The sequence below is a fragment of the Methanomassiliicoccales archaeon LGM-RCC1 genome, assembly GCA_030168575.1.
Lineage (GTDB): Archaea > Thermoplasmatota > Thermoplasmata > Methanomassiliicoccales > Methanomethylophilaceae > Methanoprimaticola.
Genome location: CP115555.1, coordinates 899,694 through 926,096, shown reverse-complemented (window position 1 = coordinate 926,096; position 26,403 = coordinate 899,694). Strand labels below are relative to the sequence as shown.

The 26,403-nt window shown below is 55.0% G+C and carries 35 protein-coding genes; 3 read left to right on the top strand and 32 right to left on the bottom strand.

The window, feature by feature from the left end; translation table 11 throughout:
- Positions 1-222 precede the first annotated feature (222 nt).
- Genes PED39_04630 through PED39_04620 form a run of 3 tightly spaced genes read right to left on the bottom strand, consistent with a single transcriptional unit; the run spans position 223 to position 3,070 of the window.
- Complete coding sequence (locus PED39_04630; GenBank protein WII06877.1) at positions 223-369, bottom strand: hypothetical protein; 147 nt, start codon at positions 367-369, stop codon at positions 223-225.
- Positions 370-423: 54 nt separating this feature from the next.
- Entirely contained in the window at positions 424-1,944 is a 1,521-nt protein-coding gene (locus PED39_04625; protein WII06876.1) for a phenylalanine--tRNA ligase subunit alpha, read from the bottom strand.
- Between the two features lie 4 nt (positions 1,945-1,948).
- Positions 1,949-3,070, bottom strand: a complete 1,122-nt coding sequence (locus PED39_04620) for a tryptophan--tRNA ligase (protein ID WII06875.1) — start codon at positions 3,068-3,070, stop codon at positions 1,949-1,951.
- A gap of 284 nt (positions 3,071-3,354) precedes the next feature.
- On the opposite strand from PED39_04620, the gene PED39_04615 reads away from it, so the two are divergent.
- Complete coding sequence (locus PED39_04615) at positions 3,355-4,710, top strand: ATP-binding protein (GenBank protein ID WII06874.1); 1,356 nt, start codon at positions 3,355-3,357, stop codon at positions 4,708-4,710.
- Positions 4,711-4,781: 71 nt separating this feature from the next.
- On the opposite strand, the gene PED39_04610 is transcribed toward PED39_04615, so the two are convergent.
- Both PED39_04610 and PED39_04605 read right to left on the bottom strand, forming a co-directional pair.
- Positions 4,782-8,936 (bottom strand): hypothetical protein, encoded by a 4,155-nt coding sequence (locus tag PED39_04610; protein ID WII06873.1) that lies wholly within the window; start codon positions 8,934-8,936, stop codon positions 4,782-4,784.
- A gap of 332 nt (positions 8,937-9,268) precedes the next feature.
- A complete protein-coding gene (locus PED39_04605) occupies positions 9,269-9,697 on the bottom strand; it encodes a hypothetical protein (GenBank protein ID WII06872.1) in 429 nt (142 codons plus the stop codon).
- Between the two features lie 133 nt (positions 9,698-9,830).
- On the opposite strand from PED39_04605, the gene PED39_04600 reads away from it, so the two are divergent.
- A complete protein-coding gene (locus tag PED39_04600) occupies positions 9,831-10,109 on the top strand; it encodes a hypothetical protein (protein ID WII06871.1) in 279 nt (92 codons plus the stop codon).
- Between the two features lie 11 nt (positions 10,110-10,120).
- On the opposite strand, the gene PED39_04595 is transcribed toward PED39_04600, so the two are convergent.
- Positions 10,121-11,341, bottom strand: coding sequence for an ATP-binding protein (locus PED39_04595; protein ID WII06870.1), 1,221 nt, complete (start codon positions 11,339-11,341; stop codon positions 10,121-10,123).
- A gap of 273 nt (positions 11,342-11,614) precedes the next feature.
- Here PED39_04595 and PED39_04590 point away from each other — a divergent pair, with 273 nt between their 5' ends.
- Entirely contained in the window at positions 11,615-12,061 is a 447-nt protein-coding gene (locus PED39_04590) for a hypothetical protein (protein WII06869.1), read from the top strand.
- On the opposite strand, the gene PED39_04585 is transcribed toward PED39_04590, so the two are convergent.
- Genes PED39_04585 through PED39_04460 form a run of 26 tightly spaced genes read right to left on the bottom strand, consistent with a single transcriptional unit; the run spans position 12,039 to position 26,402 of the window.
- Positions 12,039-13,136, bottom strand: coding sequence for a hypothetical protein (locus PED39_04585; protein ID WII06868.1), 1,098 nt, complete (start codon positions 13,134-13,136; stop codon positions 12,039-12,041). The two genes, PED39_04590 and PED39_04585, sit on opposite strands and share 23 nt — an antisense overlap.
- Positions 13,133-13,471, bottom strand: a complete 339-nt coding sequence (locus PED39_04580) for a hypothetical protein (GenBank protein ID WII06867.1) — start codon at positions 13,469-13,471, stop codon at positions 13,133-13,135. Before PED39_04580 ends, PED39_04585 begins: the two co-directional genes overlap by 4 nt.
- 54 nt (positions 13,472-13,525) lie before the next feature.
- Positions 13,526-14,524, bottom strand: a complete 999-nt coding sequence (locus PED39_04575) for an RNA-guided pseudouridylation complex pseudouridine synthase subunit Cbf5 (GenBank protein ID WII06866.1) — start codon at positions 14,522-14,524, stop codon at positions 13,526-13,528.
- Complete coding sequence (locus PED39_04570) at positions 14,521-15,051, bottom strand: AAA family ATPase (protein WII06865.1); 531 nt, start codon at positions 15,049-15,051, stop codon at positions 14,521-14,523. The genes PED39_04575 and PED39_04570 overlap by 4 nt, the downstream gene beginning before the upstream one ends.
- The gene (locus tag PED39_04565; protein WII06864.1) at positions 15,048-15,788 is read right to left on the bottom strand and encodes an EMC3/TMCO1 family protein; all 741 of its coding nucleotides are present in this window, start codon (positions 15,786-15,788) and stop codon (positions 15,048-15,050) included. Before PED39_04565 ends, PED39_04570 begins: the two co-directional genes overlap by 4 nt.
- Before the next feature lie 4 nt (positions 15,789-15,792).
- The gene (gene secY, locus PED39_04560; protein WII06863.1) at positions 15,793-17,319 is read right to left on the bottom strand and encodes a preprotein translocase subunit SecY; all 1,527 of its coding nucleotides are present in this window, start codon (positions 17,317-17,319) and stop codon (positions 15,793-15,795) included.
- A 22-nt stretch (positions 17,320-17,341) separates the two neighbouring features.
- Entirely contained in the window at positions 17,342-17,764 is a 423-nt protein-coding gene (locus PED39_04555) for an uL15 family ribosomal protein (GenBank protein ID WII06862.1), read from the bottom strand.
- Between the two features lie 10 nt (positions 17,765-17,774).
- Positions 17,775-18,239, bottom strand: coding sequence for a 50S ribosomal protein L30 (locus PED39_04550; GenBank protein ID WII06861.1), 465 nt, complete (start codon positions 18,237-18,239; stop codon positions 17,775-17,777).
- Positions 18,240-18,241: 2 nt separating this feature from the next.
- Positions 18,242-18,922: a 30S ribosomal protein S5 gene (locus PED39_04545; protein WII06860.1), complete on the bottom strand. Its 681-nt coding sequence runs from the start codon at positions 18,920-18,922 to the stop codon at positions 18,242-18,244.
- A gap of 1 nt (position 18,923) precedes the next feature.
- Complete coding sequence (locus PED39_04540) at positions 18,924-19,424, bottom strand: 50S ribosomal protein L18 (GenBank protein WII06859.1); 501 nt, start codon at positions 19,422-19,424, stop codon at positions 18,924-18,926.
- Positions 19,424-19,882 (bottom strand): 50S ribosomal protein L19e, encoded by a 459-nt coding sequence (locus tag PED39_04535; GenBank protein WII06858.1) that lies wholly within the window; start codon positions 19,880-19,882, stop codon positions 19,424-19,426. The genes PED39_04540 and PED39_04535 overlap by 1 nt, the downstream gene beginning before the upstream one ends.
- 2 nt (positions 19,883-19,884) lie before the next feature.
- Positions 19,885-20,577, bottom strand: coding sequence for a 50S ribosomal protein L32e (locus tag PED39_04530; GenBank protein ID WII06857.1), 693 nt, complete (start codon positions 20,575-20,577; stop codon positions 19,885-19,887).
- Positions 20,574-21,125 (bottom strand): 50S ribosomal protein L6, encoded by a 552-nt coding sequence (locus PED39_04525; GenBank protein WII06856.1) that lies wholly within the window; start codon positions 21,123-21,125, stop codon positions 20,574-20,576. Before PED39_04525 ends, PED39_04530 begins: the two co-directional genes overlap by 4 nt.
- Positions 21,126-21,134: 9 nt before the next feature.
- Entirely contained in the window at positions 21,135-21,524 is a 390-nt protein-coding gene (locus tag PED39_04520) for a 30S ribosomal protein S8 (GenBank protein WII06855.1), read from the bottom strand.
- A 10-nt stretch (positions 21,525-21,534) separates the two neighbouring features.
- Positions 21,535-21,696: a 30S ribosomal protein S14 gene (locus tag PED39_04515; protein ID WII06854.1), complete on the bottom strand. Its 162-nt coding sequence runs from the start codon at positions 21,694-21,696 to the stop codon at positions 21,535-21,537.
- Positions 21,693-22,202 carry a 50S ribosomal protein L5 gene (locus PED39_04510; GenBank protein WII06853.1) on the bottom strand — a complete coding sequence of 170 codons (510 nt, stop codon included), beginning with the start codon at positions 22,200-22,202 and terminating at the stop codon, positions 21,693-21,695. The genes PED39_04515 and PED39_04510 overlap by 4 nt, the downstream gene beginning before the upstream one ends.
- A complete protein-coding gene (locus tag PED39_04505) occupies positions 22,199-22,906 on the bottom strand; it encodes a 30S ribosomal protein S4e (GenBank protein WII06852.1) in 708 nt (235 codons plus the stop codon). Before PED39_04505 ends, PED39_04510 begins: the two co-directional genes overlap by 4 nt.
- The gene (gene rplX / locus PED39_04500) at positions 22,903-23,274 is read right to left on the bottom strand and encodes a 50S ribosomal protein L24 (protein ID WII06851.1); all 372 of its coding nucleotides are present in this window, start codon (positions 23,272-23,274) and stop codon (positions 22,903-22,905) included. Before rplX ends, PED39_04505 begins: the two co-directional genes overlap by 4 nt.
- A gap of 10 nt (positions 23,275-23,284) precedes the next feature.
- On the bottom strand, positions 23,285-23,683 hold the full coding sequence (locus tag PED39_04495; GenBank protein ID WII06850.1) for a 50S ribosomal protein L14: 399 nt from the start codon (positions 23,681-23,683) through the stop codon (positions 23,285-23,287).
- A 5-nt stretch (positions 23,684-23,688) separates the two neighbouring features.
- Positions 23,689-24,021, bottom strand: coding sequence for a 30S ribosomal protein S17 (locus tag PED39_04490; GenBank protein WII06849.1), 333 nt, complete (start codon positions 24,019-24,021; stop codon positions 23,689-23,691).
- Positions 24,022-24,027: 6 nt separating this feature from the next.
- Entirely contained in the window at positions 24,028-24,282 is a 255-nt protein-coding gene (locus PED39_04485) for a ribonuclease P protein subunit (GenBank protein ID WII06848.1), read from the bottom strand.
- Positions 24,279-24,578: a stress response translation initiation inhibitor YciH gene (yciH, locus tag PED39_04480; GenBank protein WII06847.1), complete on the bottom strand. Its 300-nt coding sequence runs from the start codon at positions 24,576-24,578 to the stop codon at positions 24,279-24,281. The genes PED39_04485 and yciH overlap by 4 nt, the downstream gene beginning before the upstream one ends.
- Positions 24,578-24,781 (bottom strand): 50S ribosomal protein L29, encoded by a 204-nt coding sequence (rpmC, locus tag PED39_04475; protein ID WII06846.1) that lies wholly within the window; start codon positions 24,779-24,781, stop codon positions 24,578-24,580. The genes yciH and rpmC overlap by 1 nt, the downstream gene beginning before the upstream one ends.
- 2 nt (positions 24,782-24,783) lie before the next feature.
- A complete protein-coding gene (locus tag PED39_04470; GenBank protein WII06845.1) occupies positions 24,784-25,476 on the bottom strand; it encodes a 30S ribosomal protein S3 in 693 nt (230 codons plus the stop codon).
- A gap of 1 nt (position 25,477) precedes the next feature.
- Positions 25,478-25,930 carry a 50S ribosomal protein L22 gene (locus PED39_04465; GenBank protein ID WII06844.1) on the bottom strand — a complete coding sequence of 151 codons (453 nt, stop codon included), beginning with the start codon at positions 25,928-25,930 and terminating at the stop codon, positions 25,478-25,480.
- 10 nt (positions 25,931-25,940) lie between these two features.
- Positions 25,941-26,402, bottom strand: a complete 462-nt coding sequence (locus PED39_04460) for a 30S ribosomal protein S19 (protein ID WII06843.1) — start codon at positions 26,400-26,402, stop codon at positions 25,941-25,943.
- Between the last annotated feature and the right edge of the window lies 1 nt (position 26,403).

Genomic DNA, 26,403 nt, shown 5'->3' with positions numbered 1-26,403 from the left:
GGCGGGTTGGAGACCGCTTCTGAGATGGTGCCGAAGATAATCGAATCCGATCCGTGCCTTGGATATTCTCTGATGTGCGAAGTGTTACTGAGATCCGACAGGATCAGGGAGGCCCTCTCCCTGGCGTCGGCCCGGGGAATTGTCGATATCGATTCAGGTATGGTCCTCGGCCTCTGCCTTTACGCCAACTGCCGCTATATCGACGCTCTGAAGGTCCTTGAATCAACGAGAAAGAGGATGCTGGACGAAGGCTGCATCTTCCGCATGGACGAGCTCCTCCGCTGGGAAGCGGTGATAGAGATGGAGCTTGGCAACAGCGAATGCGCCAAGGAGCTCCTGAACAGCGCCCTTCGTCTCAGCCGCAACCATGACAGGAAGATAATCCTATCAGTGCTGATGGATATGGTCTCGGATTACGTGCCCTCAGAACACGGTGTTCTTCTTGAGGGTGTCGATGTCGGAGATGTACAGGTCCCTGATGTCCCTGATGTCCCATTTCAGCATGGCGAGCCTCTCGAATCCGAATCCCCATGCGAGCACAGGCGTCTTGACTCCGAACGGCGCCAGGACCTCTGGCCTGAACATGCCCGCTCCTCCGAGCTCCATCCACTTTCCGTTGAAGAAGACCTCTATCTCCAGCGACGGCTCGGTGTACGGGAAGTACGCCGGACGGATGCGGATCTGGTCGAATCCCATCTTGCTGTAGAACTCCTTGATCATCGAGATCAGCATGTTGAAGTCCGCCTTCTCGTCGATGACGATTCCCTCGATCTGGGTGAACTCCGGAAGATGGGTGGAATCGATGGATTCGTTCCTGAATATCCTGGATATCGAGAACGCCTTCTGCGGTGCATCCGGATGGGCCGCGATGTACCTGATGGACGAGCAGGTGCTGTGCGTCCTGAGGAGCGCGGACTCCGCCATCTCCCTGGACCATTTGCCTCCCCATCCAGTGGAACCGGTGTCCCCGCCGTTCTCGTGGATCGCCTTGATCTTGGCGACGAGCTCCTCGTCGTCGATGTGGATGGCCTTCGGCCTCTCCAGATAGAATGTATCCTGCAGGTCCCTCGCGGGATGGTCCTGCGGCGTGAAGAGGACATCGAGATTCCAGAACGATGGCTGGACGTACTCAGATGACATCTCTGTGAATCCCATGTCGGTGAACATCCTGCGGATCTCCGCACCGAGCCTGGACAGCGGGTGCTTCTTCGCAGGGACGATAGCGGGAGCGAACGTCTGTATGTCGTATTTCCTGAACTCGGCGTTCTTCCATTCTCCCGACTGGATGAGACGGTCGGTCACCTCGGTGACCTCCTCCTTCAGCTCCAATCCTGAGTTGGCGACCTCCTTTCCGAGGTCGGTGAGTGCGATGCTCCTCTCGGTAACGACCTTCTCGCCGATCATTCCCTTCCTGCCCTTGAGGTCCTTGACGATGTTCTTGTCAGCCTCCGCTTCGGGCACGGGGTTCTCGGCCAGCCTCTTGAGGAACGCCTCCTCGGGCATCTCCTCATTGAGCACAGCCTTCCCCTTGTCGGTGAGCACCAGGAACTTCCTGTCGCCCTCGGCGACGATGTCCGCCAATGCCTTCCTCTTAAGCCATCCGACGGCGACCTTGTCCATTCCTCCGGGCATCTGCTCCGCGAGGGCGTCCATGTCCATCCTTCCGCCCGCTTCGTTGATCTTCACTACCGCGGTCCTCTCGGGAAGCCCGGTGGAGACTATGGATTCATCCGTCAGGACGATGAACTTCTCCACCCTCTCGGTGATCCTAGCCAGCTCCTTGGACTCCAGCCAGGAGGCGGCTCCCATGACCTCGACCTCCAGACCGAACTGCTTATCCGCTATGAGCTCCGCAGGAGAGGCGGAGCCTCCCCTGGCGCCCAGCGCCAGCAGCAGTCTCTTCTCGTTGTAGCTCAATCCTTCCAGAATCTCAGCGCTTACCATGGGATCACCATTCGAATCCGTCGTACGCCATCTCCGCGATGACGTCCTTTGCCTTCTCCCTCTTGTCCTGATGCTGCTCGAGGAAGACATTGATCTTCTCGGTGAGGCACATCTTGCATTCCCCGCAGAGCACCTCTCCGCTGCGGCACTTGCGTGCCATCTCGTTCAGTTCGGCATCGTCGTGCTCGAACATGTAGTAGTTGTACTTGAATACGGCGCAGACCTCGGGGTTTCCGCCCTTCTCCCTCTGCTCCTCCACGCTGACGCATCCGCCGGTGAAAGCCCTGCCGACCTTCTTCTTGACCTGCTTGGGGGTATCGGTGGTGTATATGGTGGCGTTCTCGTCCGAGGATGACATCTTGTCCCCGCCGGAAAGGCCAGGCATCATCTTGCAGCAGATCAGCGAGGGCTTGGGGAATCCCAACCCCGGAGCGACGTCCCTGCAGACCCTGAAGTGGGGATCCTGGTCGATACCACAGGGAATGACCACGGGCACCTGTTTACCTGCATCGACCGAGGGCAGGAACGCCGGGGCCGACTGCATGGCGGTGAAGAATATCGATCCGATGTTCGTGGAGTTGTCGAATCCGAACACCGCCTTGGCGGTGGAGAAGGTGACCTTCTTCGCCACACTCAGGGCGATCGGGTACAGCTTGTCGATGTTCTTCGTGTTGACGATGATCCTCGTCTTCTTGGGATCGAATCCCAGCGCTATGAAGTCCAGGGCGTTCTGGTAGGCCATGTCGGTGGTCTCCTTCAGCTCCATGTCCTTGAACAGGAACTTCTCGTCGTTGGTCATCTGGAAGATCATGTTCACGCCGAACGTGTCCTGCATCCACTTGTTGAACATCCACGGCATCAGGTGTCCGAGATGGGTGTTCCCTGAGGGTCCCCTCCCGGTGTAGATCGTAAACCTGTTCCCCTTGTCGTACTCGTTCAGCAGCCAGAGCATGTCGCGGTGGGTGTAGAATATACCGCGCTTGAGCATCGGGTGGAGGTCGCCGTACGTGGACAGCCTGTCCATGAGGGCATCGTCTATCGGACTGGTTCCGAACTTCTGCATCAGCAGGTCGTAGTCGATGTCCCCCTTGACCTCCCATGGGGTGACAGTGAATTCCTCTGGCATGATGGCAGGTTATCTGTTACTTATTAATAAAGCCGTGCGCGGGCACGGACGGGGAGTGAGGCGTGCAATGGAAACGTTATTCGTTACCTTCATTTCCACTATACGGGGCGACCGAGAGTTTGTATTATCTGATGAAGACTACTCCGGCGATGTGCTCACTTTCCCTTTGCTGGAACATACCAATTCAGAGGAAAATCCTAACATCAAAAATAATTGAAAATTTTTTAAATTAAAATTTTTTCAATTAACAAAAACCTTTTTTACGGAGGAAACGTAGCATGTGCATGGACTTCATCGGCAGAAGACAGGAGATGGAATTCCTAGAGGAGCAGTACAGGATGCCGCATCCCCTGGTGTTCATCAAGGGGAGACGCCGCGTGGGCAAGAGCAGGCTCGTCGAGGAATTCATCAAAGACAAGGAGAGCCTGTACTTCGAGGTGGATAAGGAGACCTCCGAATCCATCCTCCAGAGCCTTTCAGATGCCGTATCGGAGTCCGCGGGCATCCAAGGACTGAGGTTCACGAATTGGAAGGATGCCCTGAAGACCTATGTCTCCAACAGGCCAGGAAGGAAGATCATCGTCATCGATGAGTTCCCCTATGCCGTACGTGCCGACAGGGACCTCCTCAAGACGATCCAAGGCCTTTGGGACACTTACCTGTCCAAGGAGAACGTCATGCTCATCCTGTGCGGCTCGTCCCTGGCATCCATGAAGAGCTACTCCGAAGAGGACAGCCCCCTGCACGGCAGGGGGACGGGGGACCTCACCCTGATGCCGCTCCCGTTCCGGGACACCATAAGGGGAAAGCCTTACCGCACAGCTGTGGAGGAGTACTCGATCACCGGAGGAGTCCCCTACTACATGATGCTCATGAGGGACGGTCTCACCCCGAAGGAGAACGCGGTATCATCATCCCTGTCCCTGGGGGCACCCCTCCTGAACGAGGGGGAGTATCTCCTCAGGAGCGAGTTCTCCAATCTTTCCAGCTACAACACGTACATGAGGGCGATCGCCAACGGAAACCGTACCGCGGAGAAGCTCACCAGCGCCGTCCAGGCTCCCTCCTCAGAGGTGCTTCCGTACATCAGGAGACTGATGGATGTCGGCATGGTGGAGAGGATATCTCCAATCACCGAGAAGTCCCCGGAGCACAGCAGGAACGGGCAGTACGTGATAGCGGACAGCTTCACGCAGTTCTGGTTCCGCTTCGTGTACCCGTACAGGAGAAATATCCTGAAAGAGGAGCCGGAGACCGCCCTGGATGACCTGGAGGAGCATTTCGTCGATGCGCACGTCGCCTTCGTGTTCGAGGGCATCTGCAGGAAGGAGCTGCGCAGCTACCTTCTCGAAAAGGGCGTGCATGCAAGATACGGGAAGTACTGGGGCAACGGGGAGATCGACCTTATCGCCCTGGACAACAGGAACAAAACGGCATATGTATGCGAATGCAATTTCACGGAGAGGCCTCTGGGCATAAGCGTCCTGAACTCTCTGGTTTCCAAGGCTGGGGATGTGAAAGAGCTGGGCGATTACAGGAAGGTCTACTGCATGTTCTCGGTATCCGGTTACAACGACGATATCAGAGATGGTTTCGAAGGAAGGGACGTGATCCTGTTCAACAACGGGGTCCCAATCTGAGTAAATGGGCCCCGAAGGGCCCTGTTTGGTTTGTGGTTGTTGGTGTTCGTTCATCCTTGATTATCTAACGCTCAGCTCCTGTTGAGCCTGAGTGCGACGATGACGGCCATGATGGCGATCAGGATCACAAGGATGAGCAGGAGTATGGTGGTAACGGTCCACTCGGACTGCTCTTCCGGGGTAGGTCCGGAGGGGACCTCCTTCTCGGTTCCGATAAGCTGGAAGGTCACGTTCAGATCGTCTGCATCGGTTCCGGACAGGACGAACGAATTATCCTCAAGGATGGTTCCGTCAGCGGTGTAGAGCTGAGCGGATCCTTCGTATCCGTTGAGCAGGGTGTAGGTGACCTTGTAGGTACCCGCCTCGATGCCCAAGAGAGTGAAGTCGTTGAGTCCGGAAGGGGGAGAGGCCATGACCTTTCCGTTGATGTAAACGGCCTTGATTCCGGCATCGGTTATGATGGTCACGTTGTAGATCTCATAATCCACCGCAAGATCGCATGATGCCTTGTCTCCAGGAGTGAGGGTTCCGGAGAGCTTTCCGTCCTCGCCGACTATGAGGTCGTCATAGTGACCGGGGTGCGCAATGGCGTCGGTCACGGGAACCGTGAGGTCGTTGAGCTCGACCAGTCCGTTGCTGTAGACGGTGAACCAGAGCTTTCCGTCAACGTAGAACTCGGTGAACTTCATGTCCTCGATGATCTCACTGTCGACGGTGTTACCTGCGAACAGGACGACAACGGTAGCGGTGACCTTTCCGCTCACATCCGCGACCGCCTTGACGGCGTTGGATGTGGATCCGATGGTCACGTTGGTGATTGTCGCGGCGCCGATAGCATCGATGGACCCGGTAACCATCGCGTTCTTCGCGGTCAGGGTCTTTCCCTCTGCCACGGTAAGACTGCCGGTGACGACAAGGTCGTTGACGATGACGACAGCTCCGGCCGTGGTGGCGGTTCCGTCGACCCTCAGGTTGTAGACGTTCAGAGCATCGATGGTGCTCGCTCCGGACAGGGTGAAGACGTACTTGGATGCCTCGGTCGTGACTGCGTTGAAGTCTCCTCCGACCTTGAACTTGTCCCCGAGTGTGACCTCGAGGGTCTTAGCCGTAGGAACATCTCCGACAAGGGCGACAGAGTTGTCTCCGTCGGTTACAGTCGACTTGACTGTGGAGCCAGAGTTGAACACGACCACTGCCTTGGTGGCAGTCATGGTGGTCACATCGACGTTGTCGTAGAAGGTGACGGTAACCGTCTCCTCTGCACCCGAGAATGCAATCGCAGCGGTGCTGATTTCTCCGCGGACCTCTATCTCGGTGACACCGGAAGCGGTGATGTCCGCCAGGTTCTTGATGCCTGCGATGTAGTACCTGTCGACACTGCCGACATCCGTGGAATAATAGGCTCCGGCGAGACCAGTGGTGCTGTATGTCCTCTGGTCATCGCTGACAATATATCCGTTGAGTGTGACATCCTCATAGCTGGTGAATGATCCTGCCGCATACAGTGCAAGTGTACCGTTGACAATCAGTTTCTTACCGTTGGTATCGAGAGCCTTCTCGTTGGTGTCAAGGGTCACTCCAACAGGTATGGTCGTGTCCTTGGAGAGCTTGACAGCGCTTCCATCGTCCTTCGTTATGACGACCGTGTCCCCTGCCTCTGCGGTTTCGAGCGCACTGTACAGGTTGGTGTAGAGTACGTCCTCGCTTCCAACAACCTTGACATCGCTGACGATGGCGATGGATGTCGTGTTTCCACTGATGTCCTCGATCTTGTAGGCATACAGGGAACCGTCGACATTTATTGTTCCGCCGTTGTTGAGCTCAGCACCATCGGCGACGGTGACGTTCGCTCCGTCCTTGATTGTCAAGATTCCCTGATTCTTCACGATGAGTGGTGCGGGGATGGTGAGATCGGATTTGACCTCCAGACTTCCGTATATTGTGACCTCTGCGACTCCGAGATCGGATGCCTCGGCGACCGCGTTCGGGAGTGTGGTGTAGTAGTAGGTCTTGATGAAGCTCTCGCTGATCGTCTGATACATGGCTGCGTTGAGATTTTTATATCCAGAGAGAGGCGAGACATTCGTTATGATCTTACCGTCGACCGTGATGGTTCCGGTAGCGTCCATGTCCTGAATGGCTGCAGAACCGGGGTTGGCGGCAACGAGTGTTCCCACGACCTTGAAAGTCTTATTCTCTCCGGCAAGGAGAACCTTCTCCTGAAGGGTCAAGTCGCCGATGTAAGCGGTAGTACCCTTAAGAGTGATGGTGTAACTCTCGGAGACGGTCTGTCCGTATGTATCGCTGTAAAGCGAGACATTGCCGGAGACAATCAGTGCCTTTCCTTTGTCATATGTCGCAACGTTAAGGCCCGTGATGAGATCGGTGTGATCAGAATATTTTGTCGTCGCCAGAACGACACTTCCGACAGCACCGTCGACACCGGTCTTGTTGGTGATTGTCAATCCTCCGTCTGGAAGGATCAGCCCGACAATCTGGACGGTGGCGTCCTTGTCGGTCAGGGCAATTGCCTGGTCTGCACCACTGGCGTCAACGGTACCATCGATCTGAATCTTTCCTGCATTGGAGATGAGTGCACCATCGCCGAGATAGAGGAAGGAATTGCTAATGAAAGATGCTCCAGACTGATTCATGAAGGAACCTTTCTCATTTACTGCAACGTATCCGACACTGTTGGTGATCGTTCCGTAGTTCTTCACGAATGCGGCATAGTTGATGGTTTCAATAGTTACTCCAAGAGCAAGAGTGGGCGAATCTTGTGATACGCTGGTACTGGGGTCGCTGAGGGTCATCTTACCGTAGTTGTAGATGAATCCCTTCTGGTTGTCGATTCCCATGTTGTTCTGAATGACGATCGTTCCGTTGTTGACGATGACAGACTGAGGGCTGTCAAGAACGATCTCTCCACTTCCGGTGATGGTAAGGGTGACACCCTCGTTGATAGTGAGGAGTCCGTCCAGCGTAAGTCTTCCTGTGAGGGTAGAGCTCGCAATAATGGTCGCACTCTGGTTCCACCCGTACGTATCTGATGTGAGTACTCCGCTGACATCCTTGTTGGATGCTGCCTGGTTCCTCACCTCTCCGGTGCTCTCTGAAGAGAATACAACACCAGACCCGGCTATGGTCTCTTTGAATGTGAATGTACCGTTATTGATAACCTCACCGCTAGTAGGGGCCCATGTCACCTTTACACCGTCTTCTCCAGTTGTGATCTTTCCCTCATTGGTGATATTTCCATCCTGATCAAATTTTCCAAGATTATTGATAACACCGTTGTTGACCATATTAACGTTCAGGGTGAAGATTCCGACCTCAGCTACTCCAGTCGAGTCCTTTGTCTGTTTGATGTTGATCGTACCATTGTTGGTAAATTCTGTTGACGCAGTTATAGTAGCACCTGAATCAATGTATAGAGTCGATCCCGTGCTTATGTCTGAGTTCAGGGTGGAGTCGACAGATTTCACGACTTCGATATCTCCCGAAGTCCACTTGTCGATGGATAAGGTTGTAGAATCAACATAAGAAATCTCTCCTGAGAACTTGGTCACCTTGAATGTCGTACCGTCTGTAGTCTCCGAATGTATTTCGGCGGTGAGGTTAATGGCTATGAGCACAGAATCCGTGTCAGTCTTGAGATTGATTGGGCATGTCTTCCAATCTCCAGTCACTCCTACAGCGCTGCTATCAATGTTGAGTTCACTCGATGTAGGTCCGAGGTAGATTCTCCAGTCGCTTCCTACCTGTACTGTCTGTAAGGTGGATTTATCTCCGACATCGAACCAAAGGTTCCTGTCCGATGCGTCCGCATATGTCGTCACTTTCTTCGTTCCGCTAGTGGTGCCTGCCTCTTCGGTGAGAGCGACCCATGCGGAAATAGCGGGGTTTTCATTGGTCGCAGTTCCGATGTTCTCGATTTCGACGGTGCATCCTTTTAGGATGATGATCTTAACTGCGTCAGTATAGGTGCCACTCTTAATGGCTGCCCATCCGGCTTCGTCAATGCTTGTCGCATCTATCTTCACTTTCACGTTCGAGTTCGCATAATAATATCCACTTGTGGAATCGAGCGTGGCACCGTCTGTGATAGGTGTCAAATCGTCTATCACTATAGAAGCCGCGTCGTCCTGCTCCGCAGGTGCGATGACCGCGAAAGCCATGGCGAGAACCGCCAGGACCGCCAAAAACTTTGTCGTTTTTGTATTCATTACTCATTTCTCCTTTCAACGGCTACTCGGCCACTGAATCGGGTTCCCACCGGATGGATGGGCGATGTCGAAAATCCTCGGTCAGTCCTACACGGATCCAAACCCATTATACAGATCCGTGCGGGCCTTTTACCGCGAGACCATCCTTGTTCCCCCAGGCCCCTAACATCCTTCGGGAACGAAAGAATCGGTCGAATCATAACAATCGGAATGCGGTATTAGAACGGTCCCGAATTACCATCGTAACCCGAGACGCAATGCCCTTGCATATTTCGCAAATGATGAAAAACAACAGAAAAAAGAAACCCCGACTCAGCGGAGAATAGAAAAGATCAGATCATCTCCTCTCTGCCGTCGATTATGTCCACCATGCGGGAGATCCTCTCCGCCACCTCCCTGCCCTTCTGGGTGATGATGACGATGTTTGTGTTGGTCCTCCCGGAGCAGTAGATCTGGATCAGCTCCATGTCCTCCAGCTCCTTTAGCTTGGCGACCATGTTGGCATGCCTCGCCACATCGTTGTAGATGTCGCTCTTGGTCACCGGCGACATGGAGTTGAGATACACGATCAGGCTCAGGACGTGCTTCCCCTCCAGCCTCTGCAGGGTCGTCCTCTTGTCGCCGGTCTTGTTCCTCCTATCCGCCAGATACCTCCTTACCTCCTCCGGGAGCTCCTCGAAGGTGTGTGGGTTCGCCCATATGTTGTCCCTCTCGTCTATCTTCTTACCGATAGGTATCGAACTTGTCACTTGCTCAACCATTGAAAGACTCCCGACGGATCCGAACATAAATCCATCATTATGTTCCTCAAAAGGGGCTGAATCATATTTTACAGTTTCTAATAAAAATGGAAACTGACATTAGGATTAAGTATTGACAGTACAGTTCTTGGTTATGGAGGTTCCGCTACCTCTGGATAGGTATGCCTATCTGATTCTCACCTGCGTGCATGACAGGGGCCCATGCAAGAAATCGGACATTTACGATTATCTAGGGACCAAAGGACAGAATGTCATAGACGAACTGAACGAGCTCATCGGACATCATCTGCTAGAGGAGAAGGGTCCGCTCATGCACAACACCAAGACGATCTCCCTCACTGAGAAAGGCAACAAGGTCCTCGGGCTGATGAGCGAGATAGGTACTGAGTACAACAACCTTCAGGATGATTGAAGGGAAACCTGTCAATACGGTTCCTTTACCCAATCATCGTAGTCCACTATCCTTATACCGTCCACATCATCAAACGGGATTTTACCCTTGCATATGATGTATTTCGGATAATTATCGTCAATCGACCTGAGCGGCGCGAGCTCCCTCTTCAGCGTATCCATGGATGTAATATCGGAACAGACCTGGTAGTACGCCTTATGCTTAGGAGCCCATACGGCAAAGTCCACCTCACGTCCATCCACATCATATGTACAGACCGTCCCGTATCTCTTCTTCAGTTCCATGAACACTATGTTCTCCATAATCCCATCTATATCATCAGGATGAGGCGGTACGAGCACGTTCCTGATACCGATGTCGGTGCTGTAGAATTTCTCGCTGGTGCGAAGATAGTCCTTCGTTCCGGAATCCATCCTTTTGGCACGATAGAAGAGCATTGCTGCCTCTAACATCGATATGTATGAATCCACCGTTTCGGGGTTTGTCTTGGTGGCTGTGCTGGTTAGATATCCCGCCGCGGATCTCACGGATACCCTGTCGCCGATATTGCGCAGCATAAAACGATTGAGATTGTAGATCTTAGCGCTGTTCCTGATCTCGTTCCTCTGGACCACATCTTTCACGAAGACGGTGTTGAATATGCCCGTGAGCATCATATCTATGAGATCGGTCTCATCCTCGTCCATCAGTGCTATCGCCGGAAGAGAACCCGTCTGCTGGAATCTCCTCAGGAGCTCGTCTTCACCGGATGTGTCACCCCGGTTCCTCCTGAATTCCACGAACTCCCTGAATGTGAGAGGATACACATTGATCTCCACGAATCTCCCCGAAAGTCCGGTGGCCAATTGCGATGATAGCATCGTGGCATTGGATCCTGTGATATAGACGTCTGCTCCCGCCTCGTAGAACGATTCCACAGCCCGTTCCCATCCTTCTATATCCTGCATCTCATCCAAAAGGACAAAGGCCCCCTTGCCAACATCGATCTTCGATCTGACGTCATCGATCAATCCACGCAGATCGGGCCTCTCCTCTTCCAATTCATCGTCGAACTTACGGTAGTAGATCGCGGACCTGGCGACGCCTGAGGATACCAGATCCTGAAGGAATAACTTCATCAGCATGGACTTGCCCGTACGCCTCATCCCCACCAGAACCTTGATCATCGGCGTGGATACCGACCTCATAAGCAACTCCTGGTAAACTGGACGTGGTACGAGTTTCTCATCCATATGGTATAATATAACAGTACACTATTTAAATTCTTTTTTAATTTGTACTGTTATAACCGTACAAATTTATCAAAAATTGCAAATCCCTGAATCTGAAATCGAACCTACTGAGATAGATTGACAAATAATCAACATTGATTAAATTGTAATTAATATCACAATTTGACATTATTTTAAGTCTATTAATTTCATGTCTTTTAAATACTATTCAAGATGGGACATCCAAAGATGTCCACCCGACGTTACAAATACCCCCTTGCCATTCTACGAAACATGTGGAAGATACTCGGAACGGAGGCAATCTACCTGGACATACCGGTGACATGGAAGAAGCGCATGCTCGAACTGGCGCCGGAGGACGACAAGGGCAAGAGGTTCAAGGAGATACTCACGGATTCCGATGTCGAGTACATCTTCAACGCTGAGAGCCTTGAGCACACTTTCTTCATAAGGCTCAAGGACGAGATCACCCCTGAGGAGATCCAATCCATGGCCGACACCGTCCTGGATACCCTGAAGGCATTGGAGGTCCCCGTAGTCCAGATCGAGGATGATGTCCAGAGGTATCAGGTGATCATCACCAATTACCATGAGCCCGAGATCATCGGTCTTAACAAGACTCCGGGCATGTCATCGGGACAGGTCTTCATGCCCATCATAAGCTCCCTGAACGCACCGGGGCAGTTGAACCCGAAGTTCAGCGGCGGCTACGACTCCTGAGATCCGGCAGGAAGCACTCGGAGGGATCCCTTCTGGGAGTCCCTGGGATTCCGTCATCCAGAGAGGATCTGGCCTCCTTAGGGGAATAACCCGAATACATCTCTGTAGGCTGGAAATCGCCCCATTTGTCCAGGATATCGTTTACCACGACCATCTCGTTGCTGGTGTAGTACATCACGGACGTGAACACTATCATCGCCACGATCATCAGCAACGACATGCCGATGTAGTAAAGGCTGTTGGCATCCGCCGTCAGGGCTATTCCGAGGAATATTATCGCCGCGAAAACCGGCAGGAACATCCTCTTGAATGTCTCCAGGAATCCGGTGTACAGACTGAAGTCCCTGTACTCCGTGCCGATCCTGACATTCAGAGAGCTGAAGATCGTCCAGGGCATCACCGCCATGGACAGGTACAGGATGATCGTGAACGTGTAGATGGGGACACCGTGCGTCTCCGGGGAGAACGACGGGTTCAGGAACATGTAGATCCATATGAACATGCAGAACAGCAGCGCCAGCATCATGGTGTAGGCCATGTCCTTCCAGGGGAGCTTGTTCCTGGAGACGTTCCTGTCTATGAGCAGGTTCCTCGTATCCAGGTCGACGGGTATGTTGAAGAAGAACACCACCACCCTGTCCATGAATGTCATGCTCTTCTTGATGTTCACCCTCTCCACGGTGGACATGATCCTGTAGAAGATCATCCTCTGTATGATCTCCACCATGGTGGCCACTCCCTCGGCGCACACTAGAAGATACAATATGAACAGCACGCTGTACGGCAGCACGAAGAACGCTATCGCCGATATCCCGATGATGAACAGCCCGGCGTAATACCTGCGGTTGACCACATAGAATATCAGACCTACCACGAAGAAGGGTACGGCCAGTATGGGCATGCCGGCATAGACGGTGAATCTTCCCTCGATGAACGTCAGGTAGAGGTATGCCGCAGCGGAAGCCACGAACAGGAAGATGAACAGCGCCAGCGTGTTCCTGTCCGAACGCCTCATGAGCGATATCCTCCTGGAATCGCCTGTGAATGAGAATCCTTTGACCTTCTTGGAGCTCATTTCCTCTCCATCCACGCCTCTATCGTCGCTTCAGCGGTATCGCCGCGGAACACTCCGACGATTATCCCCATGCTCTTGGCCTTCTCCGTCGGATACGGGCCCATGGTGACATCCCTCTGCCTGTCCTTGTGCTGCACGGCGGAGCCGTTGTCCCTTGCGACGACGACATCCACCGGATTGTCCGATGTGACCTTCACGTACAGCAAATGGTTGGGTTTGACCGTCAGAGGGATTGTGACCACGTTGCGGTAGAAACCGTCGGCGGTGGGGTCGAACTGACCTATCTGGACCTTCTCCGGCCCGTACACCTGCGTCCTCTTCTCGAAAAACGACATGACGATCGCTATCGTAATCGGCTATGTGGGATATAGAACTTGGTTGCGAACGGTTCATTCCGGGAACACGGGCTCTTCCTTGAGCTCATCGAGATCCGTGGAATACTTCCACATGCGGGGATAATGGCCCTCGTCCATGAAGACCCTCTCCGTGTCGACCGCCTTGCCTTGGGATGTGGCCATTATCTTGGAGGTCGACATGGCCATCCTTCCGATGGCGATGAGCTCCCCGCGTGCGGTCATCATCGCTACGAGGGCGTTCTTCCTGATGTCCTCGTCCAGCATGTGAATCCCGGAGATGTTCAGGTCTGCCCCGTGGCAGACAGCGTCCACCGCAGTGGCCTTCACGACGATCTTCGGCAGCGGCTCGACCAAGACTTCCATGGGCAGGATCATGCTCCTGAGCCAATCCTCACGGCCGTTCTGCTGCCACAGCACATAGGCATCCTTGATATCCTGGAGCGTCTGTGCGCGTTCCTCGGTCATCTTGCCCGACCTGGACCTCCTGAGCTCGACCATGTTGGCCCCGCATCCAAGGACGTCTCCGATATCGACGCATAATGTCCTCGCATAGGTTCCGGCATCGCAGGCCATCCTGAACAGTATGTCCCTTCCCCTGATGTCCAGGACCTCGAGTTCCTTGATGGTCCTGATCCTCAGCTGGCGCTTGATGGACGACCTGACGGGAGGAAGCTGGTAGATCTTCCCGACGAACTCTGCGAAGACCTCCTTGATCCTCTTCTCCGGACGGTCGCCATGCAATCTCATCAGGCAGATGTACTCCTTGTCCGATGACAGGACGATGTCCGTCAGGCGCGTGGCCTTGCCGAGCGTCACTGGAAGGACTCCGCTCACATAAGGGTCGAGCGTTCCCCCATGGCCGACCTTATCGGCCTTCAATGCATCCCTCACCCATGCCGTCGCCTGGTGCGACGTGGGGCCAGAGGGCTTGTCAAGAATGATAACGCCGCCTCTCAGCAGCTCTCCGACCGTACGGTCCGAAGGCCTCTTCCCCCACTTGTCGGGGATGGCGTCCGGGTCCTTTACGATCATCTCGACCTCACAGCCTCGAGGATCTTCTCGACCACCTGGTCGGGATCCAGTTCATCCGTGTTGACGATCAGGTCGTAGACGCTCAGGTCCTCGATGTCTATGTCGTAGTACATCTTGTACCTCTTGGCCTCCGACCTCTGACGGTCGATGGTCTTGGCGCGCGCCTCCTCCTCGGTCTCCCCCTCGCGCAGCCCGATGCGGGCCATGCGGACGTCAGGACTGGCGTCCAGATAGATCTTCAGAGCGGGGATTCCGTTGCGTGCGCACATGTAGGCTGAAAGCCTGGATTCCAGGATGATGTCCTCGTTGGCCCTGGCGATGTCCAGTATCCTCGAGTCGATCATCTTGTCGATAGAAGGGTCCTTCTCGGCGATCGCGCCGAGCTCGGAAAGTGTAAGGTTTTTTTCTGCAGCAAGCTCCCTGAAGATCTTCCCGAAGATCACTGCTTCGAGTCCGAGCTCCTCGGAAAGCTTGCTGCAGGCGGTCGACTTCCCGGATCCGGGAGGACCGCTTATGGTTATTCTCATTCGATCTCAGCTCTCTTGACTTCTGAATCGAGTCTCGCTAGCTCCTTCTTCAGGAGATAGAGCCTGATCAATCTGTTCTCGATCTGCGATACAGGCATCGAAATCATCATGTAAACGACGAACCACACTGGGATGGAGAGGAACAGCGTTCCGTTCAGGTCGACGTTGGAGCACCAGGGAAGGTCCACGATGGGCTCATTGCCGGGCTGGAAGTACTTTCCGGGCTCGTCGATGGTTCCTGTGCTGAGGAAGTACCATGCCCAAGCGATGATGGGGATGAATATCAGCATCGTGATGGGCATGATCTTCATCATGTCCGTGCTCTGCTGCATCGAAGCCTCCATCATCCTGGGCTGCTCTGCCTCCAGCTTCTTCATCTTGTAGAGGTTGTTCTCGATCCTCGCCTGACGGAATTCCTTGTTGAACTCGCTCTGAATCTGCTGGTTCCTGGCCTGGGCCATGGGGTCCTGCATCAGACTCCTGATCGTTGTTGTGATCAGGATGGCGATGGTACAGACAAGCATGATGGAGATGACGGGATATTTCCCGTCGAATGCAACGAATTGGAACACGACATCCAGGGCCGCTCCGATCTGCATCCTGAACTGGATGGTGACCATGGAGACACCCATGAGCACGAGCATGGCGATCATCATGCGGGTCATGTTGGGACCCGCTGACTGAGTGCCTGCTGCGTTGATTGCTCTCATGTTCTCTGGACTGCCTGGGTTAGCCATTCGCTCACTCTCCGCCGAAGAATTCCCTCATCATGGGGTTCATCTCCATCATCTGCTCGCGGCCCATGGCCTCGTAGAAGTGGATGATGATACCCACGGTCAGCAGAACTCCGGTTCCGCTGGCGTTTCCTGTGGTTCCGACCATATCCGCGAATGCCGCAAGTGCTCCGACGATTGCTCCCGACATGATCGTGATCGTGGGGATGTACCTCTCCAGAACACGCTTCAGTACACGGGGGTCGCGACGGAATCCGGGCATCTGCATACCGCTCTTCTGAATCTGCTTGGCGACCGACTCGGGACCGAGGTTGGTGGTCTCCACCCAGAACTTGGCGAACAGGATCGAACCCATGACCATCACTGTGAAGTATATGGCCACGTGGGCTATGTGCTGCAGGGGCCCGTGCAGACCGTCGCCGTATGTGGCGGGGTCCAGTATGGGCATCAGCCAGCTGGATAGTCCTTGCGGTGCGGACAGGTACCATGCCAATCCGCCTGCGGCTGTTGTCGAGCCCTCCTCGAAGTATCCTATGGCGGAGTTTCCTCCGATCAGCGGGATACTGCTGAGGAAGCTGTTGCTGTACAGCAGCAGTGCGACCATGCTCACGATTGCGAGCAGTGCGGACATCAGGATGACGGGGATGTTGCTTGCGTACAGGAGCTTGATTGGGTAACGGCCGCGTGCTCCCCTGGCGTTGCCGTGGGAGAGAGGCAGCTCGATACGTGTCGATTCCAGATATGCCACCACGAAGAAGATGACCAACGTACCCACCAACGCGATTACCGGGTTGGGGCTTCCCAAGAACAGGGACTCGTATCCGTACGAGGACATCTCTGCCGGCGACAGCGTGAACACATAGTAGATCGCTCTTGGGATCGTTCCTCCGGGGACATCCGTTGATCCCATGGAGACCATCTCCCAGTTGAACGTACCTGTGAACAGCTGCTGGGCCACTCCTGCGGCGATGAACAGGGAGATACCGCTTCCGATACCCCACTTGGACACCACCTCATCCATCATGAAGATTATGTAGGATCCCACGAAGAGCTGCAGCACCAGGATGAGCCTTCCTCCCATTCCTCCGATTGCGGCGGTGAGGCCGCTGGAGGGGGTGAGGTATCCCGCAACCTGCGGGATGGCCTCGAAGACGATCATCACGATGACCAGCAGCTTGAGGACGGACTGATAGCAGGCCTTGTCCTCGCGCTTCGAGAGGTCCAGTTTGATGATTTTTGCACCGACGAACAACTGCATTATGATTGATGCAGTGACGATCGGTCCGATACCGAGCTGCAGTAGCGATCCGGAAGCTCCTGCCATGATAGTCCTGTACTGTGCGAACATGTCCAGCATGGACTCCCTGTCCAGACCGTAAAGGTACACGTTCGTCATCACGAAGTAGACCACCAATACGACGATCACCCACATCATCTTGGTCCTGAAGTGCACGTGGCCTTCAGGCCTCTTGACGGAGGGCAACCTGTCCGAAAAGGGCTTTATCCTGTAGAGCAGACTCTGTGTCTCTTCCATCTCTTCTACCTTCCCGATATCTTCACTCGGCGATCGATCCGCCTGCGGCCTCGATCTTCTCGCGGGCCTTTCCGGAGACCGACTCGACTGTCACGTTGACAGCGATGTCGATGTTCCCGTTGCCCAGGAGCTTGTCGATGCCGGCCTCTGTGAGGTCGAGCTGATAGGCGTCGCCCTCTTTCTTGGCGAAGCCCATCGTCACGAATGTCTCGATCTTCTCGTTCAGCTCGCCGACGTTGATAGTGCGGTTCGCTTCTACAGTGCATTGAGGTCTCTTGAAGCCGTGGCGGCCGAAGTAGTTCCTGTCCTCCTTCAGCATCCCGATCTTTCCGGTCTTGCCGTATCCGGCCATACCGTGACCACCGATGATACCTGCTCCACGTCCGGACTTCTTACCGCGTCCGTGGGTCCTGTATCCTCTGAATTTCTTGGTTCTGCTTGGCATCTTTCACACCTCAGATCATCCTGTTGACGAGATCGTTGATCTTCGCTCCCCTGTATCCAAGGGCTCCGCCGTTCTGGAAGGAACGCTTGTTGCCCTCGTATCCCTTGATGGGAGGATGGAGACGGAAGATGGGCTTGACGCCCTCGACATCCCTCATCTTGTAGTTGTTCTCGATAATCGCCTTCGCGAACTCATAGACGGAGCCGAACTCGGAGTGAGCCTTGAGGTACTCGTCGTCTATGGGTGCGTCGCCTACGACCTTTCCGCGCTCGCGGATCAGCGAAGCGAGTGTTGACTCGTCGATCTCTCCCCATGTGCAGTAGTCCTTGACTACCTGCAGCATTCCCTTTGTCGAGGGGTTCTCGGGGATGACGGCCGCGTTGTTGACCTTGTTGAGGCCCAGGAGTCCCATGGTGTGCTCGATGTTGTAGTTCACATCGGGCTGACCGCGGACACGGATAACTACGTATGTCATCTTCACTCCTCCTGTGCGTCGACATCGGTCTCTGCGAACTTGATTCCAGTGGGGCCGGATACGATGTTCAGGTTCTTGGCCTGGTCATCGGTGACCCTCATCCTGGACGTCATCTTCAGGGCCTCGAAGGTTGCCATGGCGTAGTTGACCTTGGTCTTCGTGTTGCCCCTTGCGAATCCCCATGCGTCGTGGACACCGGCAAGGGTCAGGAGACTCTTTGCGACGTCTCCGACTGCCAGCGACACACCGCGGGGTGCGGGCTTGAGGGTGACGGTGACGGATCCGGTGGATCCCTGTACCTCGAAGGGCAGACTGTGGGGGTTTCCACATCCGCACTGCCAGGAACCGCAGCCCCTCTTGATCTCGATGATGTTCAGTTTCGCGTTGTCGATAGCCTTCTTGATGGAAGGTCCGACCTCTTTTCCCTTGGCCCTGCCGTAGCCGATGAATCCGTCGCCGTTACCAACGATACAGGTAACTGCGAACCTGACCCTCCTTCCGGAGTCGGTCATCCTCTGGACCATGTTCAGGTCGATGACCTCGTCCTGAAGGTCGGGGAGCAGGATGTCCACGATCTCGGGCTCACGGAGAGGCAGTTTGGTCGCCAGGGCGTCGCTCATCGTTGTGATCTCGCCGTTGAGGACCATCTGTCCGAGTCTTGTCTTAGGAACCCAGTCAGTCATTTTACTCAGCCTCCATCTTCTGTTTCATGCTGTCGATTGCGGCCTCGATCGCATCATCGATGTGCTTTCCCTTGAGCCTGTCCTCATCGGGGAGGACGTCCTCGCTGTGGGGCACCTCGAGTCCTGCATCGGTCATTCCGGCAACTGTTGCGAAGAGAACTCCGCCGTGCTGCACGTGCTGCATTCCGATGTCGAGGACTGCGTACTCGACGCCTTCTTTCATTGCTCTCTTTCCTGCAAGGTATCCTACGAGGTACGCTGCGGGGATGGACGAACAGGAGTACTCCCAGCCCATCTTCTTCAGGTCCTTCGTGGTGGCCGTTGCGATGATGTTGTCGCCACCCATGGTGAAGTCCGCGAACTGGATCGAGATGTTCCTGCTTGACCTCCTTACTACGGCCCTGGTCTCTCTCGCTGTGAGGAGCTTCTTGCGGGTGTAGTAGTCGGTGCGGAGCTCTCTTCTCCTGCGGAATGCGACTTTGTATCTAGGTCCTGTTGCCATCAGATCTCCTCCTTGAGGTGTCCAGCAGCGATCATGTGCTGCTTAAGGTGCCTGCGGGACTTGAACATTCCTCCCTTGGCTTTCCTGTAGTAGAGCCTGTACACGGAGGGTGAGATCTTGCCGTCGGCCCTGAGGGTCTTCAGCTCGTCACGGATGGGCCTGATTGTGGCCATCCAGCGCTCCTTGTCGCGGACACGGGCGTTCGCCGTTCCCTTCCTGGAACCGGGTCCCTTCCTCTTTCCGCTGGCCTTCTGTCCCTGCACGTATCTTATCCTTCCCTTCGAGGTTCCGTTCTTCGCCTTCGCCTTGATGAGACCGGATGCGATCGCTGTGCGGACGTCTGCGCGTGTGATGCAGTCCTCGACCTCCTCCATCTTCTCGGGGTTGATCCAGACTCTGTTCTCACCGCACTTCAGGATCTCTGCTGCCATTCTTCTCTGGTTCTTCAGATCGGACATGTTCACACCATCCTGTTGAGGACCCTGATTCCGAGCTCGTCGGCCCTGTCCTCGATTGCGGCTCTCTTCTTCGATCCGACGGTTCCGCCGATACGGACCGCCTGCTTCTTCGGGTCGATGTTGTCCAATCCGTCCACGTTGTAGACGAGGACCTCCTCGAATCCCGACGGGTGGAGTCCCCTGACCTCTGCGGGTCCGCGGAAACCGATGTCCACTATGGGTCCGCGCCTCTTGAGCCTCCTCTTCATCTTGGAGTGGATTCCCTTGGGCTTCCTCCATGTGGAGTCCTTGAACTTGGCGTATCTGAACCACTCCTGCCTCTTGAAAGCGGGCCTCCTTCCGGAGATGATTGCCCTCTTGGCAAGAGCGTCAGCGGTCTCGGGGTCGATCTCCGCCTTCTTCTTCACTGTGTACTCGCCGGTGGCCTCGACTGTGACTGCCTCGACGGGCTCCTCCTTGACGGCTTCCTTCTTGGCGGGCTCCTTCTTTGCGGGTGCCTCTCCCTCGAATGCTGCCTTCCAGTTGGCGACTGTCTTGGGTCCGACTCCGGACAGGGTCTTGATGACCTCCTTTGCCTTTGCGTCGTCGTTGACCGCGGCCTTGAGCTCCTCGACGGTGTTGATGCCGATGGCCTTGAGCTCCTCGATGTTGTCGTCCTTCATTCCGGGAAGGTCCTTGAAATCTTTCACGGTCATTGTCTCACCTTGTGCGATTTGCCGACGATGTATATTCCGTCCTCGAAGACCCTCTTATCGAAGCCTCCCCTCTGGGTGGCCTTCTCGAGGTTGGCCGCTGTCTGTCCGCAGGCCTCGATGTCGATTCCCTCTACGGTGACATCCTGACCTGAGATCTTGACAGTGCATCCCCTTACGATGTTGGCGTAACGGGGGGCGTGTCCTCCCATGTAGTTGTTGATCTCAACGCGGTCGCCTTTAACAGCAACTTTCATCGGGAAGTGTGAGAACACGATCTTCAGGTCGTACTTGAATCCCTCTGTGACACCCTTCACCATGTTGTTGATGTGGGCGACGAAGGTTCCGACCATGGCCTTGTCCTTAACTCTGGGGTACTCGCAGCTGACGCTGACTTCTCCCTCTCCGACGGCAATAGTTATGTTAGGGTACGCGAAGTTTCTGCTTAATTCTCCCTTAGGTCCTTTGACCTTCATGGTACCTGCGTCGTATGTGACGGATACCCCACCGGGGATAGCGATGGTGCTTTCGATTTTCCCTGCAATTGTCATCTTTATTCCTCAGTACACATAGGCTAACAGTTTTCCGCCGATTCCGAGCTCTTTGGCGCGCTCCTGGGTGATCACACCGGCGGTGGTCGTCATGATCAGGAGTCCGAAGTCCTGGGCGGGCAAGAACCTTGCCTCGACCTTCTCGACCTCGGTGACCTTGACGGAGTACCTGGGTTTGATTACACCACAGTCGTTGATCGCTCCTTCGAGCATGACGTGGAATTTGCCTGCCTTTCCATCCTCGACGTACTCGAACTGACTGATGTAACCGTAGTCCTGCATAACCTTCAGCACGCGGCCGATGAGCTTTGACGAGGGCTCGATTGTACACTCCGCCTTTCCGTTTACGGATGCGTTCTTTATGACGCACATTGCGTCGTTAAGTGGATCGCTCTGCATTTATGACACCTCACGAATACTTCTTGAAACCGAGCTCTGGGGCCATGTCCCTGAAGCACTGGCGGCACAGATGCATTCCGTATCTCCTGATGATTCCTCTGCGGCGTCCGCAGCGGGTGCATCCAATGGATCTTCCGAACTGTTTCTTGGGTTTCTGTGTGTTCACTTTCACTGGACCACCTCGATCTGGAAGTTGTCTTTCATGTACTGGATCGCCTCATCGCGTCCGACGCGATGGGACTTGGGGATCCTCCTCTTGAGGAGGGCCCTCTGTGTGATCCTGTTTCCGGGCCTCCTGAGAACGACGCTGATATCCATTCCGAAGATTCCGATCTCGGGGTCGTACTTCATACCCTCGAAGTCGGTGTAGTCGGAGATACCGAAGGACATGTTGCCCTCCTGGTCGAAGGAGTACTCGGGCACGCGCATCTCCCTGATTGCGAGAGCCTGCTTGACGAAGTCGACAGCGGAGTCTCCCCTGAGGGTGACCTTGCATCCGAGGGGCATTCCCTCACGGATACCGAGATCCCTGTTGACCGTCTTGGACAGTGTCTCGACGGGTTTCTGCTTCGTTACCATCTCGAGGACCTTCTCTGCCTTGGCGAGCCTCTCTCCGGCCTCGCCGACACCGATGTTCACGACGACCTTCTCCACGTGGAGATCTCTCATTGTGCTCATTCGGATGCCTCCGGCATTGTGATTGCGGGCTTGTCCGCTCCGATTACGAAGCAGTTGTCCACGATGGTCTGTGTGTCGTCGGAGAAGACCACGACGTTGGGTGCGGATCCGCGTATGATCTGGACCTCTTTCAGGGTCTTGACCTTACCGGACTGGGCTCCCTCCTTGATCAGGACGGTGTTGCCGGCTGCGAAGGGGAAGCACTCCAGGATCTTCTGTCCGTCGTACTGGACCTTCAGGCTGTCGCCGCACTTGTACTCGTTCTTGTCCAACAGGATGTTCTTTCCTCCGCTGAGGTTGAGCTGGAACTTGCCACCCTTGACGAGTGTCTTGTCCTGGATCCTGTAGAGTCCCCATGCTGCCTCATCCTTGGAGATGGGCACGAGGGTGAGTTTTCCCTTGTCCGTGATCAGCATGCGGTAGTAGAGATCCATCTTGGGGATGCTGATCGCATCCATGAATCCTACCGGTGCCTTGGGGTCCTTGACGGCCCTGCCGTTCACGAACAGCTCGCGGTTCCCGATGATCTTCTTAGCTTCCCTGGCGGTGTCACATGCTTCGATCATGTCCCTGAGAACGGTCACGGCTGCCATGGAGTCCTCGATGGGGTGTGCTCCGGCGGTCTGCTTCGCGATGAAGACGTTGACCTTCCTCTTCAGGGGCCATGACCTGGGCGCTGCCAATCTTTTCATGTGGTCGCTCATTCTTTAGCCTCCTTCTTCGACAGTGAATCCATCCTCCAGGCATCCTCTGTGTTCAACTTGGTGATGACCAGGTTGGATGCGTGGATGGGGCGCTCGGCCTCGGTTCCGTCCGCCTGCTTGATGGTGATTCCCTCAATGGCGACGCGGCCTGTCTTGGTGTAGACGTTGATGACCTTGCCCTCGATGTTCCTGATGTCTTCGTTTCCGCGGACGACGATGACGGTGTCTCCCTTGCAGACCCTTGCGGCGCGCTTTCCGTACTTCTCACGGAGCTCGTCGCTGAGGTGCGCGGAGAGCATCTTCCTCTTCACGTGCGCGGTTGCGTTGGCCTGTGCCTTCCTCTGTACCCTTGCTTTGCTGCTAACCATGCTTCACACCTCAGATGATCGTGCTGGCGGTAGCGGATACACGGGGCCACCTCTCGGCGGCTTCCCTGGCTACGGGGCCTTTGATGTCTGTTCCCTTGACTTCTCCGGTCTCAGTGGTGATGACCGCTGCGTTGTCCTCGAAGAAGACCATGGTTCCATCGGGTCTCCTCATGGGGCGCCTCTGGCGGACGATGACCGCGAATACGATCTGTCTCCTCATTGCGGGCGTTCCCTTCTTGACCGATGCGATTACGAGGTCTCCGACTCCTGCGGAGGGGACCCTTCTTGCTGTGCCGTGGTAACCGGGGACCGTGATGATCTCGATCACTTTGGCGCCTGTGTTGTCGATGACATCGAGCTGGGATCCGTTCTGAAGTCCCCTTGTCTGATTTCCGGCAATTCCCTTCATTTAGATCACTCCTTCTTCTCGATGACTGCGAAAGTTACTGTCTTGGACAGGGGCCTGCACTCGGCAATTGTGACCCTGTCTCCGACCTTGAGACCGAGGCAGGGTGCCGCGTGTGCGACGTACCTGCTCGATTTCTTCTCGTACCTCTCGTATTTGTGCATGTACCTGAGGTAGTTGCGCTCTACCACGACGGTCTTGTTCATCCTGACCGTGGCAACTACTCCGTCGATCGTCTGTCCGCGGACTCCCAGTGTCCCGTGGAAGGGGCAGTTGGGGTCATTGCACTCCGAAGTTGGAGGGACGACGTCGATTCCGATGTCCTTGATTTTTGCTGTCATTTTTATTCACCTAACCTTCTTGATTCTGTCCTCTGGTCGGTAAACTATCTTTGATCCGATGATGTCGATTGTTCTGCCTTCATATGTGAACCTGAACTCATTGCCTGACTTGGGTACCATTCTCTCAGTTCCGGCCGAATCGATGGTAAACGTGTTCTTCGTCTCGTCAACCACCTTACCGGATATTCCCGAGTATGGTGAAGACAGCACTTCCACGTCCAATCCAATGAGCTCAGTTCTCATGAAGAGATTATCTTTCATCTTACCTCTGTGCGGAATCCCATGTCCTCCAGGACGAGCTTCACTTTCTTCTTGTGGTCTCCCTGGAGTTCGATGCGTCCGTCCTTGTATGTTCCGCCGGCGGCGCATTTGTTCTTCAGCTGTTTCGCCAGGTCTCCGATGTCGATGTCATTCTCATCGATTCCGTCGATGACAGTGACCATCTTTCCGTACCTGCGGCTGTCGACTGAGATCCTTACGGTCTGCTGCTCGCGTGCGATCTCCTCGCACATGCAGAGTTCCTTAGGCAATCCACATACTGGGCAAATCTCAGCCATCAGATTTTTTCCTCCTCCTTCTGGACGGTCAGGATGCGTGCGATGTTGAGCCTGAGAGCCTTGATGGCTCCGGGGCTCGAGGGGGCACCGCCCATGGCGGAGACTCCCCTCTCGTGCATCAGCTCGTCGCGGAGCTCTTTCAGTTTCTGGTTGCGCTCCTCGACGGACATGTTCCTGATGTCTGCTGTTTTGAGTCCGGACATGGTCACTCGACCTCCTCTGCTACGGGTGCCTCTGCCTCGGCGGGTGCCTCGACAGGTGCGGGTGCGTTGAAGAGGTCAGGGAGCACTGCTGCGGCCTCAGTCTTGTTCAAGACTGTGATGTCCGCGGGCATCTTTGCGTCCTTGACCATGATCTCGACGGTAACTCCGATAACTCCCATCTTGAGCTTAGCGACCGCATATCCATGCTCGATGAACTGGGCCTTCGTCTCTCCACAGAATTTGATGTTACCCTCTTTGAACTTCTCGGTTCTGTGCCTCTGACCGGAGAGCTTTCCTGCCACGATGATGTAGCATCCGCGAGCTCCGGAATCCATGATCCTGCGGACCGTGGAGTGTCCAGCTCTGCGGAAGTGCCATCCCCTCTCGAGGGAGAAGGCAAGCTTCTCGGCCATGATCTGTGCGTTGAGGCTGGCGTTCTGGACTTCCTGGACCTCGATCTGGGGGTTGTCGAATCCGAACTGCTCCTCAATTACCTGGGTCAGATTCTTGATTGTCTGACCGCGCCTTCCGATGACGAGCCCGGGCCTCTCGGTCGTGAGGATGACACGGGTTCCCATGGGTGTCCTCTGGACGTCGAGTCCTCCGAATCCCGCACGGCTTACCTCCTTCATGAGGTACTCCTTGAGGAGAACCCTGCGGACGTGCTCGGCAACGATCTTTCTCTCTGCTGCCATTTCACTCAACCTCCTGGAGGATGACTTCTACGTTGATCGTGTCCTGGTTCCACTCCGTCGCACGGCCGTGTGCCCTGGGCATGTGTCCGGGGATGACCTGTCCTCTGGAAACAGAGATGGTCGCGATGGCCAGGTTGGATGTGTCCAGACCCTTGAACTCTGCGTTCGCAGCTGCGCTGTCGATGACGCTTAGGATGGCCTTGGCCGCCTTGACGGGGTATCTTCCGGGTCCGACTCCCGCCTTGTGAGATACTCTCTTATTGTATCTCTTAAGGGGAACGGGCCTCTTCTTCTCGATCACTTCCTCGAGAGCCCTCTGGGCTGTCTCGAGCTTCATTCCGCGGACCATGCCTGCGACCTCGCGGGCGAACTTGGGGGAGACGGGCATCTCCCTTCCGAGCGCCTTTGCGGTTGTGTCGGGGTCAGCTACTGCAGTATAACCTGAATTAACCATATCTGACACCTCACTTCAACGGCATGAACTTGGATGATCTGGTTGCACCGACTCCGGGTCCGGAGTGCACTGGAGGCTTCCTTGTCTGGACGAACTCTCCGATGAAGCAGCCGATCATCTCGGGCTTGATCTCTACGTCTTTGAAATTCTGACCGTTGTATACGCTGACGGTCTTTCCCACGAACTGGGGGATGATAGGCAAGTCCCTGCGGTGTGTCCTGACGGGCTCTGTTGCGTCCTTCAGCTTGTCGAACAGGAGCTGCTGCTCGTAGTTCAGACCGCGGAGGTATGTCCTCCTTGAGCGTGAGGGCATGAGTCCGAGGACCTCTTCGAAAGGCATGGCCAGAAGCTCTTCCATCGTGAATCCGCGGTACAGGAACTCCTTCTTCCTGCGTGCCTGGATTGCCGACGCCTTCTTCCTGGACTTCCTCCTCGAGGCTTTTGCCGATCCTGCAATAATCTTCTTTGCCATT